A 17114-nucleotide genomic window follows, 5' to 3' on the forward strand; every position below is an offset into this window, starting at 1 on the left:
ATCAGTGCTTTGTCAGCACTCACCAACCAACTTTGGCCATCATGCCAGTTAAGCTGCCAGCGCCTGTGCCGGGCCAAAAAACTCGTGATGACTTTGTGCCTTAGGCACGCCAGCATCACGCAAAACGGTTTGCGCCAAACGCATAAAGCCGACAGGGCCCAGAAAGTAGGCCTGTACATCACGCTGCACCGGCAGCCAGGCCTGGAGCAAAGCGGCATCTGGCATGCCCGTGGCAACTTGCACACCCTCAGTGTTTTCGGGTGCGGCTTCTTGCTCGTAGCTAAAGCGCAGCTGCAAGTGGGAATGCTGCGCGGCCAGCTCGATCAGCTGGGTGCGAAAGGCTTGTAAGTCAGGGCTGCGTGTGCAATGAATCAAGGTAGTGGGCCGCTGTGCAGCCAATGCTTTTTCCAGCATCGCCATCAAGGGGGTGATGCCAACGCCCGCGGCCATCAGCACCAAAGGCTTGTCGCTGTCGTCCAGCGTGAAGTGACCGGCAGGTGCAAACACTTCCAGCACATCACCCTCATGCACCTGCGTATGCAAGTGCGATGACACCACGCCCTGTGCCTCACGCTTGACACTGATGCGCAAGCTGCGTCCATCCGCCGCCTGCGACAGCGAATAGTTGCGCCGCTGCTCTTTGCCATTGACCAAGAGACGCAAACCAATGAATTGACCCGCCTGGTAAGCCACCACTTTGCCGCCGTCTTCAGGGTGCAAGGTAAACGACGTAATCTCTGACGTCTCAGCCTGTTTGCGTGCCACCACGAAACGACGAACACCTGCCCAGCCGCCTTCTAGCTGCGCATTGTCTGCATACATGCTTTTTTCGGCGCTGATCAAAATATCAGCCAGTTGCCCGTAGGCAGCGCCCCAGGCGTCAATCACTTCATCGGTCGCAATTTCTGCACCCAGCACTTCGCGGATAGCACGCAGCAAGTAAGCACCAACGATGGGGTAATGCTCTGGCTGCACCTGCAAAGACACATGCTTATGAATGATCTGCGCAGGCAAATCGCCCAGGCCCGACAAGTCATCAATGTGCTTGGCATACATCAGCACGCTGCGCGCCAGTGCGCGAGGCTGTGCACCGGTTTGCTGGTGCACGCTGTTAAACAGTGGCTGTACAGCCTCGTTTTCAGACAGCATCAGCTGATAGAAATGGGTAGTAAGCGCTTCGCCCCCGGCTTCCAGCAAAGGCACGGTGGATTTGACAATGGCACGTTGGCGTTCATTCAGCATGAGATCTTTCCTTTTTACAAAGTCACGGCAGCGCAATGCGCCAGGACATCTTGAGCACTGGCAAAGTACATGCCAGGTTTGCACAGCTTGTAATTCATGCACTTACATGCACCCATGTCTTTTTGACACTGCATGATGTCCGTCAATTTGACACCATAAGATGTCAAAATGACTCCCGATGCCAGCTTGCTTAGCGCCCTGCTTCCACTGATCGCGCAACTCTCCAACCACCTGTCTGAACCTGAACGCTACCGCCGTCTGCTGGCCGCTTTGCGCACGGTGCTGCCAGCAGACGCAGCTGCACTTTTACGTTTTGAAGAAAATGGAACATGGCTGCGCCCCTTGTCTATCGATGGTCTGAGCCCTGACACACTGGGTCGCCGCTTCCGGGTGAGCGAACACCCACGTTTTGCGGCCTTGCTGGCTGCCGGGCAGGCCATGCGCTTTCCCACCGACACCGAGCTGCCCGACCCTTACGACGGCCTGGTCACCCACCACACCGATGCCCCTTTGCCCGTGCACGATTGCATGGGCTGTGTGCTCATGGTGAACGAGCAACCATGGGGTTTGCTCACCCTCGATGCACTGCAGCCCGGCAGCTTTGCAGGCGATGCGCCTTTGGCGGCCTTGCAGGCTTTCAGCAATTTGGCGGCAGCAACCGTCGCCACTGCCGCGCGCATGCGTGAGCTGGAGCAGACCGCAGCGCAAGAGCGCCAACGCGCGGAGCATTTTCGTCGGCACACACCGGTAATCCACACCCGCCTGCTGGGTCACAGCGCAGCCATGCGCAACCTGCAGCGCGACATTGCCACCGTGGCAGCCAGCGACTTAGCGGTACTGATCACCGGAGAAACAGGCGTGGGCAAAGAGCTGGTTGCACAAGCCGTACATGCGCAGTCGCTGCGCGCCGATCAGGCATTTGTCAGCATCAACTGCGCAGCCCTGCCAGAAAACCTGGTCGAAAGTGAGCTGTTTGGCCACGTCCGTGGCGCGTTCACAGGCGCGGTACAGGAGCGAGCCGGAAAATTCGAGCAAGCCCATCAGGGCACCCTGTTTCTGGATGAAGTGGGTGAGCTGCCTTTGGCAACCCAAGCCAAGCTGCTGCGTGTACTGCAAAGTGGCCACATCCAGCGCCTGGGGCTGGACCGTGAACGCACGGTGAATGTGCGCATCATTGCCGCAACCAATCAAGATCTGGAGAGGGCCGTTCGCAGCGGGCACATGCGCGCTGATTTTTTTCACCGTCTGGGCGTTTTCCCCATTCAGGTGCCCCGATTGCGGGATCGTGACGGTGATCTGCTGGTACTTGCTGGCCATTTTCTGGAGCGGGCCCGCTCAGAACTCGGGCTTGACCAAGTGCGGCTGGAGACTGCCGCCCAAGCGGCCCTGCTGGACTACCACTGGCCCGGTAATGTCCGCGAGCTGGAACACTGCATACGCCGCAGTGTGCTGCACGCCATGCGCCGCCCACGCACGCACCAGCAAACACTGGGCATCACTGCCGAAGATTTAAAGCTGCCTCACACACCACCGACCGCGCCCAGACAGAGCGCCGGACAGCCTGTGAGCGACGCTGCCAGCGCCTTCCCCGACGCCATCACCAGCGACAGCACCAGTCTGAATGCCCACGTCGATCAGTTCAAACGCACGCTGATCATGCAGACACTCCAAGCACATAACCACAACATTGCCAGCAGCGCACGTGCGCTGCACGTTGATCGGTCTAACTTGCTGCGCTTATCCCGACGGCTCGGGATTCTGACTTCCTAAAACACAGCAAAAAAAGCCCTGCCAGCTTGAACCGGCAGGGCTTTGCGCCAAAGACAGGTGGGCCATGTGCTGTCCCTTGCGCAGCGGCTTTTTGCAGTGTCAGCGATGAATCGAACACGGCCCCGCGCAGCAACGGGCAAGACAACCCAGCGCCAGCAACCACTCCACAGTATTTCAAAGAAACAGCATCGATTCGTTGGCTATGGGGGTTGCCGAGGCCATGCTGCAATGCAATAATCGCCACATCTTTATTTTGGAGTCCGTCCGTGGATAGTGGCAGTTGTAATTTCAGTGATGTAAAGCCCGACCTGGTCGGTGCGGCACGCCTGGCTTCCTGACACCCAATTCCCTGGGCTGCGGAGCCACCTTGGCGTACCGCAGCCGCTTGATTGACCCGCTTCAATCAGGTACCTCGTCCTTTCCGGTCTTTTTTTACACGCACTGAGGCTTAGCACTCTGGTCTGGCGTGGCTGGGTTCTTTTGAACCTGCAGCGCCATCCAGAAGCGGCCATCTGTTTTCAACGCCCTTTTGCGTGAACGACTCCCTTGTCGCCAAGGAGTTTTGTCGTGCGTTTCTGCAACCCACCCCAGCAGTTGCCCGCCACCGCGTCCCCCGCGCTGGCGGCGCATGCGCCTACCCTGAGCCACGAGTCACGTCTGGATCAGGTGACGCTTTGGCCGACCCATCGCATTCGCAGTTTTCTCATCACGCAACCGCTGCAGGCAACGCATCGTCGCGGCGATTGATATTGCGCATTTCGCATTCACCACATTCATACGAAAGGAGAAGTCATGGACCCCAGTTCTAGTTGGCGCTTGATTGCGCCTCTTATTTCCAAATTGACTTTTTCAAATGAACCCGGCTTGGCTTCGGTGGTGTTCCTGCGCGTGATCACGTAAAGGAATTCTTCTCGGCGCCTGCCCGAGGAGAACTCCTGTGAAGAACAACGACCTGTCTTTTTTTCTTCGCGCCGCCATTGCGCAGCGCGCCACTTCCGAGATTTACGAGCTGCTGCAGCGCCACGGTCTGGTGGCGTTTGCCCAGGCGCTGTCCCCATGGTCGGCCCGCGCCATTGCCGACGTGCTGTCCCTCCTGCCGCCGGCCATGCGCACGGCGGTCTGGCTCCACCTGCCGGCCGCCAACGGCCGTGCATTGCGCGCGGCGGGCCTGACGCCCCGCAACACGCCGCCAGCCGCTGCCCACCCGCCGCGTGACGTCGCACCGACCGGCGTGCCCTTGGCCCCTTCCCCCCGTCTCAACCCCGCACGAGACCGCCCAGAGGCGGCCCGTCGCCCGGTCGCGCGCCCACCCGAGCACGACTTGGCGCGGCCAGCCCTTTGCCACTGAGCGCCCACGCTACAGGCTTTGCCATGAGTTTCTCTCTCTTTGGCCAGCCCTCACTCGTCCTGAAAAACCCTGGCGTCGGTGACCGCATGCCACCGACCCATCCGCAAGGAGCCATCCATGACACATCACGACAGCATCAAGACCGAATCCCGGCAAATAGGATTTATCAGCAATGCGCTGGGCAAGGGAGAAAAAATCTCGGCCCGTATTGAAAGCGAAGCCAACAACTCGCTGGAGCGCACACTCAAAAACGTCGGCGGCTCTCTCTCGGGACTGACCGAATCGCAGGTCAGCGAACGACTGACCCGGCACGGCTTCAACGAGGTCGCGCACGACAAGCCGCCGCACGCGCTGATCCAGCTGCTGCTGGCATTCAAGAACCCTTTTGTACTGGTGCTGCTGTTCCTGGCCTGCGTCAGCGCAGTCACCGACGTGTATCTAGCGGCGCCGGGTGAAGCCGAGTGGACCGGCATCATCATTCTGGTGACGATGGTGATCATCAGCAGCCTGCTGCGCTTTTGGCAGGAGTACCGCTCGGGCCAGGCCGCCGAGCGGCTCAAGTCGATGGTGGGCAACACGGCCACGGCGCTGCGCCGCATTTCAGGTGCCAACAGCCCGATCAAGCAGGAAGTGCCGATGCGCGAGCTGGTGCCGGGCGACATCGTCTACCTGTCGGCCGGAGACATGATTCCCGCCGACATCCGGCTGATCGAGTCGCGCGACCTCTTCATCAGCCAGGCCGTGCTGACTGGCGAGGCCCTGCCGGTCGAAAAGTACGACACGCTGGGCGCGGTGTCGCAGAAGTCGGTACAGGTCAATGAGCAGGCCCCCAGCGACCTGCTCGACCTGGCCAACATCTGCTTCATGGGCACCAACGTGGTCAGCGGCACCGCTACGGCGATCGTTGTAGCGACCGGCGCAGAAACCTACTTTGGCTCGCTGGCGAGGAACGTGGTCAGCCACAAACGCATCGAGACCAGCTTCGACCGCGGTGTCAGCAGCGTCTCGTGGCTGCTCATCAAATTCATGATGGTGATGGTGCCTATCGTCTTCCTGCTCAACGGTCTCACCAAGGGCGACTGGATGTCGGCGCTGACCTTCGCGCTGGCCGTAGCGGTGGGCCTGACGCCTGAGATGCTGCCCATGATTGTGTCGGCCAATCTGGCCAAGGGCGCGCTGGCCATGTCACGCCGCAAGGTGGTAGTCAAGCGGTTGAACTCGGTGCAGAACTTTGGCGCCATGGACGTGCTGTGCACCGACAAGACCGGCACCCTGACGCAGGACAAGATCATCCTGGAGCACCACTTCGACCTGCAAGGCAAGAAAGATCCGCACATCCTGGAGCTGGGCTGGCTCAACAGTTTCCACCAGAGCGGTCAAAAGAACCTGATGGACATCGCGGTGGTCCATCGCGCCGAGGAGCTTGCCATCGCAGCACGGCTGTCGGGCTGGCGCAAGGTGGACGAGATGCCTTTCGACTTCGTGCGCCGCCGCCTGTCGGTGGTGGTGGCCGACGAGCACGGCGCGCAAATGATGGTGTCCAAGGGCGCCGTCGAAGAAATGCTGGCCGTGGCCACCCACTGGCAACAGGGCGAGCAGGTGCAGGTGCTTGACGCCACCGCCCGCGCCGCCCTGCTGCAGCGCGCGACCGACTACAACGAAGAGGGCTACCGCGTGCTGATTGTCGCCACACGCCAGATCCCGAGCGACCAGGTCAAGGCCGAATACCGCATGGCCGACGAGGTGGACCTGGTGGTGCGCGGTTTCCTGACCTTCTTCGATCCGCCCAAAGAAAGCGCCGCTCCCGCCATTCGCGCGCTGCAGGCGCACGGTGTGGCCGTGAAGGTACTAACCGGCGACAACCCTGTGGTCACGGTCAAAGTCTGCCGCGACGTCGGCCTGGACCCCGGCACGCCACTGGTGGGCCGCGACGTCGAGGCGATGGACGACGCCACGCTGCGCGAAGCGGTGCAGTTCACGACGATTTTTGCCAAGCTTACGCCGCTGCAGAAATCACGTGTGGTCAAGGCGCTGCAGGCCAACGGGCGCACCGTGGGCTTTCTGGGCGACGGCATCAATGACGCGCCGGCGCTGCGCGATGCGGACGTGGGCATTTCGGTGGATAGTGGTGCCGACATCGCCAAGGAAACGGCCGACATCATCCTGCTGGAAAAGAGCCTGATGGTGCTGGAAGAAGGCGTGATCAAGGGGCGCGAGACCTTTGGCAACATCCTCAAGTACCTGAACATGACGGCCAGCTCGAACTTCGGCAACGTGTTCTCGGTGCTCGTGGCCTCAGCTTGGCTGCCGTGGGAACCGATGCTGGCGGTGCACCTGCTGATCCAGAACCTGATCTACGACATGTCGCAGATGTTCCTGCCCTGGGACAAGATGGACCCCGACTTCGTCAAGAAGCCGCGCAAATGGGAGGCCAATAACATCCGCCGTTTCATGATCTGGATGGGCCCGACCTCCTCGGTGTTTGACATCACGACCTACGTGCTGCTGTGGACGGTGTTCGGCGCCGGCGCCGCGTTTCATGCCGATGGCGGTGGCGCCTCGATCATGCATTCGGGCTGGTTCATCGAAGGCCTGGTATCACAGACGCTGGTGGTGCACATGCTGCGCACGCGCAAGATCCCGTTCCTCCAGAGCACAGCCACGCTGCCGGTGCTGTTGTCGACCAGCCTCGCCATCGTGGTCGGCTGCTGGCTGCCGTACTCGCCGTTTGCCGATTCGCTGGGCTTCATTGCGCTCGAACCAAGCTACTTTGGCTGGCTGCTGGCCACCATGGTTGCGTACATGGCGCTGGCGCAAACGGTCAAGACCATCTACATCCGACGCTTCGGCCACTGGTTCTGAGCCGGTCCACGGCCGCCCACCGCGCAGCCGCCGTGGCGGCCATGGCACCGCATCGGCCTCAGCAGGCTGGCCCTAGCCATGCATCCTCCCCGGCGAGGGCCGGGCGGCCTGTTGTTTCGAGCGTTCCCTTTTAAAAAATTCCCGGGCCGGGTGGCCTGGCTGGCCCTCGGCCCGAACGCCACCCTCCCCTCTGAATCGCACGAGGTTTTCATGAAGCACCTTCACTTTGTCGCGCGGCACGTTGCCACCACGGCACGTACAAGGCTGGCCACCGTGGCCGCACTGGGGCTGGGCGCCAGCCTAGCCCACGCGGCCGGCGGCCACCACGCAGTAGACGACGCCACGATCCTGGACGAGGGCCAATGCCAGCTGTCAGCCTGGAGCGAACGCGAACGGCAAGGCAACCGCACGCTATATCACCTGGAGCCGGGTTGCCGCATCGGTCCGGTCGAACTCAGCCTGGGACTGGAGCACCAGAGCGAAAACGACATCGGCCGGACCGGAAACGTCAGCCCACAGCTCAAATGGGTCTTCCCACTCCACGACCGGCTGAGCGTGGGCGTTGTGGCGCAGGCGCACTGGCAGAGCGAAGCCCTGACCTCGCTCCACGCCGCCGGCAGCACGCTGCTGGTGCCGCTGACCTGGCATGCCAGCGACAGCGTGAAGCTGCACCTCAACCTGGGGCGCGACTTCATGCGCCATGCCCCCGGCACCACCAGAGCCGGCGCCGCTCTCGAATGGTCGCCGGCCGCGCAGTGGTCTTTCGTCGCGGAGCGTTTTCGCGAATCGACGTTCAACCACTGGCGGCTCGGCGTGCGCTGGATGGTGACCCCAGACCTGAGCATCGACTTGAGTCATGCCCGTGGCGACCATGGCCGCGTGGCCGCATGGGGGACGCTGGGTGCGACCTGGGCCTTCGACCGCTGAGGCCATGCGGCAGGGCCGTGCCATACCGTGTTGCGCCAAAGCCCGCGCCCGCTCGGGACTCCCTTGCCCCCTGTGCCAGCCCTTCCTTGCCACCTTTCTTGCCACCTTTCTTGCCACCTTCCTTACCCCACTGACCCGCCATGCAAGTTCTAACTTCCCTGAATCCCGCCGCCCTGCTCAACACCCTGGTGTGCCTGAGCACCGCCTTCCTGCTGGGCGGCCTGATCGGTTTCGAGCGCCAAGTGCGCCAGCGCACCGCCGGGCTGCGCACCAACACCCTGGTCGCCGTGGGCGCGGCGGTGTTCGTCGACATGGCGTTTCGCCTAGGCGGGCCCGAGGGCGCGGTGCGTGTGGTGGCCTACGTGGTGTCAGGCATCGGCTTCCTGGGCGCGGGCGCCATCATGAAAGAAGGTGCCAACGTCACCGGCCTGAACACCGCCGCCACACTCTGGGGCTCAGCCGCCGTAGGCGCTTGCGCCGGGGCCGGGCTGATCGGCGAGGCGCTGCTGGCGGCGCTGTTCGTGCTGGCGGCCAACACCCTGCTGCGCCCGGTGGTCAACCGCATCAACCGGCGCCCCGTGAACGAGCAATTTAGCGAAGCCAGCTACGCCGTCTATGCCATCTGCCAGCGCGACGTGCAGGCCGACGTGCGCGAAAAACTGGTCGCTCTGCTAGAGGCTGCCAGCTACCCGGTGCGCGATGTGGCGCAGCACGCCTTCGGCCAGAACGACATCGAGATTGAGGCCGCGCTGTACGCCACGGCGGTGGAGCCCGAGGCGCTTGACCGGCTGGTGGCCGCACTGGAGCAGGAAAAGGGTGTGCTGCAGGCCTTCTGGAATCCGAGTGCGGAGGATTGACCCGATCGGCAAAAAAAAGCCTCGCAAATCAATGATCTACGAGGCTTTTTCTGCACTAGCAGCTAGACACTGCTAGACGCTTGCTTATTCCCACTCAATCGTTGCTGGTGGTTTGGTGCTCACGTCATAAGTCACGCGGTTGATGCCGCGCACTTCGTTGATGATGCGGCCAGACACTTTCTTGAGCAGGCCGTAAGGCAGCTCTGCCCAGTCGGCAGTCATGAAGTCGCTGGTTTGCACAGCGCGCAGTGCCACGACGTAATCGTAAGTGCGGCCATCACCCATCACACCCACGCTCTTGACGGGCAGAAACACGGTGAATGCCTGGCTGGTCAGGTCGTACCAGCTCTTGCCTGTGGCTTCGTCGATCCAGTTGTTCAGCTCTTCGATGAAGATGGCGTCGGCACGGCGCAGCAAGTCGGCGTATTCCTTCTTGACTTCACCCAAGATACGCACGCCCAGACCGGGGCCCGGGAAGGGGTGACGATAGACCATGCCACGGGGCAGGCCCAGAGCCACACCCAGTTCGCGCACTTCATCCTTGAACAGGTCACGCAGAGGTTCCAGCAACTTCAGGCCCAGCTGCTCAGGCAGACCGCCTACGTTGTGGTGGCTCTTGATGACCACAGCCTTCTTGCTCTTGGCACCGCCGGACTCGATCACGTCGGGGTAAATCGTACCCTGGGCCAGGAAGGTTGCACCCTTGCTACCTGCGTTGGCAGCCTTGAGCTTGGATGCCTCGGCCTTGAACACATCGACAAACAGGCCACCAATAATCTTGCGCTTGGCTTCTGGCTCGTTCACGCCAGCCAGCTTGCCCAGGAACAGGTCGGCCGCATCGACGCGAATGACCTTGGCGTGCAGCTTGCCTGCGAACATTTCCATGACCGCGTCGCCTTCGTTCAAGCGCAGCAGGCCGTGATCGACAAAAACGCAAGTCAGCTGGTCGCCGATGGCGCGGTGGATCAGAGCTGCGGCCACGGACGAATCCACGCCACCAGACAAGCCCAGAATGACTTCTTCGTCACCGACTTGCTCGCGGATCTTGGCCACGGCTTCTTCGATGTAGTCGCCCATGATCCAGTCTGCATTCGTGCCGCAGATATCCAGCACAAAACGGTTCAGCAATGCCTGGCCCTGCACGGTGTGCGTGACTTCCGGGTGGAACTGCACCGCGTAGAAGCGGCGGGCCTCATCTGCCATGCCGGCAATCGGGCACGAAGGGGTCGATGCCATTACCTTGAAACCTTCAGGCAGCTGGGTGACCTTGTCGCCGTGGCTCATCCAGACCTTGAGCATGCCGTGGCCTTCGGTGGTCACGAAGTCTTCAATGCCGTCGAGCAGCTTGGTGTGACCATGGGCGCGCACTTCGGCGTAGCCAAATTCGCGGCTGTTGGAGCCTTCAACCTTGCCACCCAGCTGGGTAGCCATGGTCTGCATGCCGTAGCAAATGCCCAGCACGGGCAGGCCCAGCTCAAACACGGCATCCGGAGCACGGTCGTCTACTTCGTAAACGCTGGCGTGGCTGCCTGACAAGATCACACCCTTGAGGTGGCCGTCAGCGGCAAATTCGCGCACCCATTCGCTGCTGACATCGCAGGGATGAACTTCGCAATAAACGTGGGCTTCGCGCACTCGGCGTGCGATCAACTGTGTGACTTGGGAGCCAAAGTCAAGAATCAGAATCTTGTCGTGTTGCATGGTGTGATCCAAAGGCAAGAGAAAGGAGTATCCGTTTCAAAAATCAGCCGCAGCCAGCAACGCGATTCCACGCTGCTGCGCTGCCGTGATCTGGGCAGGATCGAAAGTGGCCAGCGGCAATCGCAGGGATTGCGCCAGCCATAAATAAGCGGCGTCGTACACGGGCAAGCCCGTATCCAGCGCAACGTCCAGCACAGCTTTGTGCTGGGCAGGTGCCAGCTCGTGCAGCTCAACACGGTGGCGAATGGCCTCCAGCACCCCCCACAGCCCCTCAACCGAGCTGTGTGGAATACGGCCAATATTGACACCCGAAGCAATCAGGTTGCCGCATTCCCATTGCCAAACATTGGGCGCTTGCGGGTCAACCTCATGGCGACGAATGCGTGCATATAAACGCTGGGTGTCTGCGCTGGCGCTATCGGGCAGCAGCCACGCAGCCGTTACAGACGCATCAATGACAAAAGCGCTCATGCCTGACTGCGTCCTGTTTGGCGCAGCATCACGACAGTGTCTGCAGCTGCTTGCGCCCGCACTGTCTTTTGCAGCGCCTGAATTTGCTCCAGCTCACGGGCAATCTGCTCATCGGTAATTACGGGGCGTCGGCGCACGGGCAGCATGCGCACCACCTCTTTGCCATGGCGCGTGATGCGCACTTCCTCGCCCTGCTCGACCAGTTCGATCAAGGCAGAGAAACGAGTTTTGGCTTCGTAGATACCGACGGATTGCATGGAGTGGAAGATGAGAAAGCTAGCTTGGCGTTAAATCAGACTAGATTTTAGCATTCTGACCAGAATCTCAAATTCCAGCCAAGAATGGATGGTTATTGGCATAAAGGGGAGCGCCAAGTCAGTGCAAGGTAGTGCGGTGTGCGGTGTCACATGTACGCTGTCAAAGGTGATGGGCTGATTGGTCAGGTGGTTTTAGCACCAGCGCTGCCCTTCACGCTCTACAGGAGAGACCAACTTATTTTCAACCTCTTGGCCTCACCGAGGTCTTTGCACTCGCCCGTGGCGCTCCGAAACTCGATAGCGATGGTCAGATATCAATCTGCCAGTTGGCCGCCTGCACAGCCACATTCACCTCGCGAATTTTGCGCGACAGGTCATCCACCTGCTTTTGCAAACTGGCTACGTTGATTTGCGGCACCCATTTGATCTCGCGCTGGCTGTAGCGATCAACCTCTTTGTGCGTGGCCGCAATCGTACTGGTCAGCAGAGAATGCTGCTCAATCAGCATGTCGCGCTGCGCCAACAGATCCGACAGCAAACGGCCATCGGCAAGTTTGGCGGATGCATTAGTAGCATTGATGCTGCGCACCAATTTCTGCTGCTCCTGCAATGCACTAGTCGCTTGGGCCAGCAGATCTTCGACCTTTTCCTGCGGCGCCTCACCCTCTTGCACCATGGCGTTGCGGCCAATCCGCTCACGCAGCGAGGCCAGTTTTTTCTTCAGATCAGCGCGCAGCAACAGTGCTTCGGCAAGTTTCATGAGGGACTCCTGAAAAAGAAAAGCGGAGCCAGCCATGCCAACCCCGCTTGTGACCTGCAGGCCAATCAGCCCATCACTCAGTCGGCGCGGTAATTTGGCGCTTCCTTGGTGATTTGCACATCGTGTACGTGAGATTCACGGATACCGGCAGCGGTGATTTCCACAAACTCGGCCTTCTCGCCCATCTCTGCAATAGTGGCACATCCACAGTAGCCCATGGAGGCACGCACGCCACCAGCCATTTGGTAAATGATGGAGACCATCGAGCCCTTATAGGGCACACGGCCTTCAATACCTTCTGGCACCAGCTTGTCTGCATTGGGGTTGCCAGTGGACGACTCTTGGAAGTAACGGTCGGCCGAGCCCTGCTGCATGGCACCGATAGAGCCCATGCCACGGTAGCTCTTGTACGAGCGGCCCTGGTACAGAATCACTTCACCAGGAGCCTCTTCGGTACCCGCGAACATGCCGCCCATCATGATGGTAGAAGCACCGGCAGCCAGCGCCTTGGCAATGTCACCCGAGAAGCGGATGCCACCGTCACCAATCAAAGGTACGCCCGTACCCTTGAGGGCTTCGGCCACGTTGGAGATCGCCATGATCTGGGGTACGCCCACACCGGCGACGATACGTGTCGTGCAAATCGAGCCGGGGCCAATACCCACCTTCACGGCGTCAGCACCTGCCTCAACCAATGCCAGTGCGGCAGCGCCTGTGGCGATATTGCCGCCGATGACTTCAAGGTGCGGGTAGTTTTGCTTGACCCAGCGCACGCGATCAATCACGCCCTTGGAGTGTCCATGGGCGGTATCCACCACCACAGCATCAACACCAGCCTTGGACAGCAGGTCGACACGCTCTTCGGTGCCGGCGCCCACGCCCACAGCGGCAGCCACGCGCAGGCGGCCAGCCGAGTCACGCGCGGCGTTAGGGAAATTGGTTTGCTTGTTGATGTCTTTAACGGTGATCAGGCCCTTGAGCTCGAATGCATCGTTGACCACCAAGATACGCTCCAGCTTGTGCTTGTTGAGCAGTGCCTTGGCTTGAGCGGGCGTGGTGCCCTCTTTTTCGTTGACAGTAATCAGCTTTTCGCGGGGCGTCATGATCTGGCTGACCTTGACGTCGTAGCGGGTCTCAAAGCGCACGTCACGGCTGGTCACAATGCCGACCACCTTGCCGCCATCGCACACAGGGAAGCCGGAGATGCCGCGCTCTTCCGACAGCTGCAGCACTTGCAGCACCGTGTGGTCAGGGGTGATCACGACAGGATCAATTACCACACCGGATTCATGGCGTTTGACCTTAGCCACTTCAGCCGCTTGCTCCTGGGCTGTCATGTTCTTGTGGATCACGCCAATGCCACCTTCTTGGGCAATGGCAATCGCCAGACGCGCTTCGGTCACCGTGTCCATGGCCGCAGAGACCAAAGGCAGGTTCAACGTGATGTTGCGTGTGAACTGTGTGGAGAGAGTTACGTCCTTGGGCAGGACTTCGGAGTAGGCGGGAACGAGCAGAACGTCGTCGAATGTCAGTGCTTTTCCGAGAAGGCGCATTGTGAAGGCTCCAAAAGAAAGATTGTAGCTTTCTCAGCACTAACCCGTGCCAAACATGCAACAAGAAACCTTGCACGATCACGCTAAACTGAAAGCCATGAACACCCACAAACTATGGATTGCAGCTGTCTTGAGCATTTGCAGCAGCAGTGTTTTGGCCCAATGGCAATGGGTTGATGAAGCCGGTCGCAAAGTGTTCAGTGATCGGCCACCACCTGCGCACATTGCGCCTGAGCAGATTTTGAAGCAGCCTCACGGCACACGTTCTGCCAGTGCACGCGTGGTCTACCCCAGCGCAGAGACTGCTGGCTTGCCACCCAAGTCTGCTCAGCCCTCACAAGCTGCCCCCACTGAAGCTGAAGCTACGCCCGCAGCTCAGACGCCAGAAGCGGCTGCACAGGCCAAACAAGCTGCGCAGGATCAAGCCAAGGAAAAAGACATAGAGGACGCCAAGCACAAAGCCGAAGAAGCTGAGCAAAAAAAGCAAAAAGCCCAGCAAGCTCAGGCTCGCCAAGAAAACTGCCAGCGCGCACGCGCTGCACAAGCTGCGCTGCAGTCGGGCAGCCTGCTGGCCACCGTCAATGCAAAAGGCGAGCGTGGCTTTATGACCGACGAGCAACGCCAAACCGATTTGCAACGCGCCCAGCAAACGATCAAGAGCAATTGCTCATGAACCGGCGGCCCCACCCCTCCACGCTTTGATTCAGTAGCCTGCTTTACTGTGGGTGCGCCGGCTGGCAAACAGCCCTGCACTGCGCGCGCCCTGCTTGGCAAACCGTTCGCGGCGCGCTACTTTGGGGTCAACCTTGAGCGGTTGATACAGCTCCACACGGTCACCGTCTTGCAAGGCGCAATCCAATGGTTTGGTACGCCCCCAGACACCGCAAGATTGCGACGCCGTCAACTGCAGGCCACAGGCGTCAAGAGCATCTTGCAAGCACGCCCCCTCAGGCAGTGCTACCGCTCGCTCTTGCACAGCGGCGCTGCTATCGGCCCAGACCACATGCACCTTGAGCTTGCTGGTATCAGCCATAGACTTTTTCAGCACGCTTGATAAAGGCGTCCACCATGGAGTTGGCAATGCGGTCAAAAACAGGGCCAATCAGCGTAGCAATGGCCACGCTGTCAAAGCCATAGTCCAGCTGCAGCTCGACCTTGCAGGCACGCTGTGAGCCATCGCCTACGGGGTGAAAAATCCAGTGGCCTTCTAGGCGCGAAAACGGGCCTTTGACCAAGCGCATGCTGATCTTGGTCTTGCCTTCGTGCACATTGCGTGTCACAAAGGATTTACGCAGTGCACCCATCGACATGCCGACTTCCGCCGTCATGCTCGTTGCGTCCTGCTCCAGCACCTTGGTGTGCGAGCACCAGGGCAAAAATTCTGGATAGCTTGCCACGTCCGCCACCAAGGCAAACATTTCTTCGGGGCTATACCAAATAAGAACAGACTTGTTAACGTTTTTCATGAAAGCACAAAGCCAGCACGGCACATGCCTGGGGCATTGCTGCACCAACGGACCACGCACGGCTGGAGAAACTAGAATTGCTGTTCAGCGGGAGAAACGCCCATTGTAGGTAGAGCCCGGCATCTGCGGGTCACCCGCCCAGAAAGACCCATGGCAACAAAATCAGAAACACCATCCCGCATAGCGGATAACAAAAAAGCGGCGTTCAACTATTACTTTGAAGAGCGCCACGAGGCAGGCATTGTGCTGCACGGCTGGGAAGTCAAAGCCTTGCGCAGTGGCAAGGCGCAGTTGACCGACGGCTACGTGATCATCAAAGACGGCGAGCTGTTCTTGATTGGTTGCCAAATTCAGCCACTCAAGACCGCCTCCACGCACGTCAGCCCCGATTCAGCACGCATTAAGAAGCTGTTGATGAAAAAAGACGACATCAAGCGCTTGATTGGCAAAGTGGAGCAAAAAGGCTTTACCTTGGTGCCCGTGAATCTGCACTGGAAAAACGGCCTGGTGAAATGCGACATTGCCTTGGCCAAGGGCAAGGGCGAGCATGACAAGCGCGATGTGATCAAAGATCGAGAAGGCAAGCGCGAGGTGGAACGCGCCATGAAAAGCCGCAACCGTTAAACGCCAGAAGCAATAAACAAGAGCATCCAGCGCTTTATCCACGAGGGTTTCAGATATAAAACTATCTGAAACCCTTTAAGTACCAGCGCTTGATGCTTCTATTTTTAAAAACCACGCCTGTGCCTGCGTGGTTTTTTTACACCTGCATCAGTCTTTGAGGTAAGCCAAAGGGTGTGAGTGCGCAGGCCATGGGCTGACAAAAAACGCCTTCCACAGATCTTCAGGCACGTCCTCAATGCGTGCCGGGTTCCAACGCGGGTTGTGGTCTTTGTCCACTGCCAGCGCGCGGATGCCTTCCACTGTTTCGCTTTGGCCGGGGCGCAGGTAAAAACAGTGACGCACCATGTCGCGCTCCATGCGCAAATCTTCGGCGACACCCATGTTGCGCGCGCGGCGGATCTGCTCGAGCACCACAAACAGCATCAGAGGCGAGCGCTTGCGCAGTACGGCTGCGGTGGCCTGTGCCCACTCGCTGGTATCTGCCTCCAAGGTGCTGATGATGTCGCGCACCGTGGGCAGAGCAAAAATACGGTTGATCTGCTGCACATCGCGCACGGGTTGCGGTGCATGGGGCTGGCTGCACGCCTGTACAAAGGCGTGCACGGCATCGCCATCTGCAAACTGCTGCGCGCCCAGTGCCTCCCACAGGGCACCCTGCTCAGCGGCGGGCAAATAGGCGTCTGCCAAATTAAAGGCCAACGCTTCAGCCGCCTCGATGGTATCGCCCGTCAACGCCAGCCACTCGCCCACAGCACCCGGACAGCGCGAGAGAAAGTAGCCCCCCCCCACATCGGGGAACAGGCCAATGATGGTCTCTGGCATGGCCATCTTGGTTTTTTCAGTCACCAGACGCAGGCTGGCACCTTGGCTGATGCCCATACCGCCGCCCATCACAATGCCGTCCATGAAGGCGATGTAAGGCTTGGGGTAGGTAAAGATCAGGTGGTTGAGCGCGTACTCTTCCGTGAAGAAGTCCTCCAGCTCTGGGTTGCCAGTGCTGCCCGCCTGGTGCAGAAAGCGGATATCACCGCCTGCACAGAAATGCCCAAACACGCCCTCTTTGTGGCTGCCGCGAATGGCCACCGCCAACACCTTGGGATCATCTTTCCAGATCAGCAACTGCGCCAGCAAATCGCGCACCATGCCCAGTGACAAGGCATTGATGGCTCTGGGTCGATTGAGGGTGATGAATCCAACATGGCCGCGTACTTCGGCCAGAACGTCTGCAGGGGTCTGTGACATATTTTTGTGCTCCAACTGTCTCCAACAAAGTGAG

The 17114-nt window shown here is 59.8% G+C and carries 16 protein-coding genes; 7 read left to right on the top strand and 9 right to left on the bottom strand.

Annotation, left to right across the window (positions count from 1 at the left end):
* Nucleotides 1-48 precede the first annotated feature (48 nt).
* The gene (gene hmpA / locus IB213_RS13155) at nt 49-1242 is read right to left on the bottom strand and encodes an NO-inducible flavohemoprotein (RefSeq protein ID WP_192407008.1); all 1194 of its coding nucleotides are present in this window, start codon (nt 1240-1242) and stop codon (nt 49-51) included.
* A 168-nt stretch (nt 1243-1410) separates the two neighbouring features.
* Here hmpA and norR point away from each other — a divergent pair, with 168 nt between their 5' ends.
* From norR to IB213_RS13180, 5 genes are all read left to right on the top strand, one after another.
* A complete protein-coding gene (gene norR, locus IB213_RS13160; RefSeq protein WP_192407009.1) occupies nt 1411-3012 on the top strand; it encodes a nitric oxide reductase transcriptional regulator NorR in 1602 nt (533 codons plus the stop codon).
* A 937-nt stretch (nt 3013-3949) separates the two neighbouring features.
* Nucleotides 3950-4360: a hypothetical protein gene (locus IB213_RS13165; protein WP_192407010.1), complete on the top strand. Its 411-nt coding sequence runs from the start codon at nt 3950-3952 to the stop codon at nt 4358-4360.
* Between the two features lie 117 nt (nt 4361-4477).
* Nucleotides 4478-7222 carry a magnesium-translocating P-type ATPase gene (gene mgtA / locus IB213_RS13170; protein ID WP_192407011.1) on the top strand — a complete coding sequence of 915 codons (2745 nt, stop codon included), beginning with the start codon at nt 4478-4480 and terminating at the stop codon, nt 7220-7222.
* A gap of 210 nt (nt 7223-7432) precedes the next feature.
* Complete coding sequence (locus IB213_RS13175; RefSeq protein WP_192407012.1) at nt 7433-8149, top strand: hypothetical protein; 717 nt, start codon at nt 7433-7435, stop codon at nt 8147-8149.
* 140 nt (nt 8150-8289) lie between these two features.
* Nucleotides 8290-9006 carry an MgtC/SapB family protein gene (locus IB213_RS13180; RefSeq protein ID WP_191721520.1) on the top strand — a complete coding sequence of 239 codons (717 nt, stop codon included), beginning with the start codon at nt 8290-8292 and terminating at the stop codon, nt 9004-9006.
* An 84-nt stretch (nt 9007-9090) separates the two neighbouring features.
* Here the strand turns inward: IB213_RS13180 and guaA are convergent, their stop codons facing one another.
* From guaA to guaB, 5 genes are all read right to left on the bottom strand, one after another.
* Nucleotides 9091-10707, bottom strand: coding sequence for a glutamine-hydrolyzing GMP synthase (guaA, locus tag IB213_RS13185; RefSeq protein ID WP_191721519.1), 1617 nt, complete (start codon nt 10705-10707; stop codon nt 9091-9093).
* A 36-nt stretch (nt 10708-10743) separates the two neighbouring features.
* A complete protein-coding gene (locus IB213_RS13190) occupies nt 10744-11178 on the bottom strand; it encodes a type II toxin-antitoxin system VapC family toxin (RefSeq protein WP_191721518.1) in 435 nt (144 codons plus the stop codon).
* Nucleotides 11175-11435 carry a type II toxin-antitoxin system Phd/YefM family antitoxin gene (locus tag IB213_RS13195; RefSeq protein ID WP_192407013.1) on the bottom strand — a complete coding sequence of 87 codons (261 nt, stop codon included), beginning with the start codon at nt 11433-11435 and terminating at the stop codon, nt 11175-11177. The genes IB213_RS13190 and IB213_RS13195 overlap by 4 nt, the downstream gene beginning before the upstream one ends.
* A 307-nt stretch (nt 11436-11742) precedes the next feature.
* Nucleotides 11743-12195, bottom strand: a complete 453-nt coding sequence (locus IB213_RS13200) for a DIP1984 family protein (RefSeq protein WP_191721516.1) — start codon at nt 12193-12195, stop codon at nt 11743-11745.
* Nucleotides 12196-12272: 77 nt separating this feature from the next.
* Nucleotides 12273-13748 (bottom strand): IMP dehydrogenase, encoded by a 1476-nt coding sequence (gene guaB, locus IB213_RS13205; protein WP_191721515.1) that lies wholly within the window; start codon nt 13746-13748, stop codon nt 12273-12275.
* 97 nt (nt 13749-13845) lie between these two features.
* Between guaB and IB213_RS13210 the strand changes: the two genes are divergently transcribed.
* Nucleotides 13846-14421, top strand: a complete 576-nt coding sequence (locus IB213_RS13210) for a DUF4124 domain-containing protein (RefSeq protein ID WP_192407015.1) — start codon at nt 13846-13848, stop codon at nt 14419-14421.
* A gap of 30 nt (nt 14422-14451) precedes the next feature.
* On the opposite strand, the gene IB213_RS13215 is transcribed toward IB213_RS13210, so the two are convergent.
* Together IB213_RS13215 and IB213_RS13220 are read right to left on the bottom strand one after the other, a co-directional pair.
* Nucleotides 14452-14781 (bottom strand): RnfH family protein, encoded by a 330-nt coding sequence (locus tag IB213_RS13215; protein ID WP_192407017.1) that lies wholly within the window; start codon nt 14779-14781, stop codon nt 14452-14454.
* The gene (locus IB213_RS13220; protein WP_191721513.1) at nt 14774-15214 is read right to left on the bottom strand and encodes a type II toxin-antitoxin system RatA family toxin; all 441 of its coding nucleotides are present in this window, start codon (nt 15212-15214) and stop codon (nt 14774-14776) included. Before IB213_RS13220 ends, IB213_RS13215 begins: the two co-directional genes overlap by 8 nt.
* Nucleotides 15215-15364: 150 nt before the next feature.
* Between IB213_RS13220 and smpB the strand changes: the two genes are divergently transcribed.
* A complete protein-coding gene (gene smpB / locus IB213_RS13225; protein ID WP_191721512.1) occupies nt 15365-15838 on the top strand; it encodes an SsrA-binding protein SmpB in 474 nt (157 codons plus the stop codon).
* A 147-nt stretch (nt 15839-15985) separates the two neighbouring features.
* Here smpB and IB213_RS13230 read toward each other — a convergent pair whose 3' ends face one another.
* Nucleotides 15986-17080 carry an enoyl-CoA hydratase/isomerase family protein gene (locus tag IB213_RS13230; protein WP_192407019.1) on the bottom strand — a complete coding sequence of 365 codons (1095 nt, stop codon included), beginning with the start codon at nt 17078-17080 and terminating at the stop codon, nt 15986-15988.
* Nucleotides 17081-17114 lie beyond the last annotated feature (34 nt).

This window comes from Comamonas sp. CMM02, from assembly GCF_014851485.1.
In the GTDB taxonomy this organism is placed as follows: Bacteria; Pseudomonadota; Gammaproteobacteria; order Burkholderiales; family Burkholderiaceae_C; genus Comamonas; species Comamonas avium.

What these genes read in the sequence shown, in the direction of transcription:
- hmpA (WP_192407008.1), bottom strand. Translation starts at nt 1,242, where the DNA reads ATGCTGAATGAACGCCAACGTGCCATTGTCAAATCCACCGTGCCTTTG.
- norR (WP_192407009.1), top strand. Translation starts at nt 1,411, where the DNA reads ATGACTCCCGATGCCAGCTTGCTTAGCGCCCTGCTTCCACTGATCGCG.
- mgtA (WP_192407011.1), top strand. Translation starts at nt 4,478, where the DNA reads ATGACACATCACGACAGCATCAAGACCGAATCCCGGCAAATAGGATTT.
- IB213_RS13175 (WP_192407012.1), top strand. Translation starts at nt 7,433, where the DNA reads ATGAAGCACCTTCACTTTGTCGCGCGGCACGTTGCCACCACGGCACGT.
- IB213_RS13180 (WP_191721520.1), top strand. Translation starts at nt 8,290, where the DNA reads ATGCAAGTTCTAACTTCCCTGAATCCCGCCGCCCTGCTCAACACCCTG.
- guaA (WP_191721519.1), bottom strand. Translation starts at nt 10,707, where the DNA reads ATGCAACACGACAAGATTCTGATTCTTGACTTTGGCTCCCAAGTCACA.
- IB213_RS13190 (WP_191721518.1), bottom strand. Translation starts at nt 11,178, where the DNA reads ATGAGCGCTTTTGTCATTGATGCGTCTGTAACGGCTGCGTGGCTGCTG.
- IB213_RS13195 (WP_192407013.1), bottom strand. Translation starts at nt 11,435, where the DNA reads ATGCAATCCGTCGGTATCTACGAAGCCAAAACTCGTTTCTCTGCCTTG.
- IB213_RS13200 (WP_191721516.1), bottom strand. Translation starts at nt 12,195, where the DNA reads ATGAAACTTGCCGAAGCACTGTTGCTGCGCGCTGATCTGAAGAAAAAA.
- guaB (WP_191721515.1), bottom strand. Translation starts at nt 13,748, where the DNA reads ATGCGCCTTCTCGGAAAAGCACTGACATTCGACGACGTTCTGCTCGTT.
- IB213_RS13210 (WP_192407015.1), top strand. Translation starts at nt 13,846, where the DNA reads ATGAACACCCACAAACTATGGATTGCAGCTGTCTTGAGCATTTGCAGC.
- IB213_RS13215 (WP_192407017.1), bottom strand. Translation starts at nt 14,781, where the DNA reads ATGGCTGATACCAGCAAGCTCAAGGTGCATGTGGTCTGGGCCGATAGC.
- IB213_RS13220 (WP_191721513.1), bottom strand. Translation starts at nt 15,214, where the DNA reads ATGAAAAACGTTAACAAGTCTGTTCTTATTTGGTATAGCCCCGAAGAA.
- smpB (WP_191721512.1), top strand. Translation starts at nt 15,365, where the DNA reads ATGGCAACAAAATCAGAAACACCATCCCGCATAGCGGATAACAAAAAA.
- IB213_RS13230 (WP_192407019.1), bottom strand. Translation starts at nt 17,080, where the DNA reads ATGTCACAGACCCCTGCAGACGTTCTGGCCGAAGTACGCGGCCATGTT.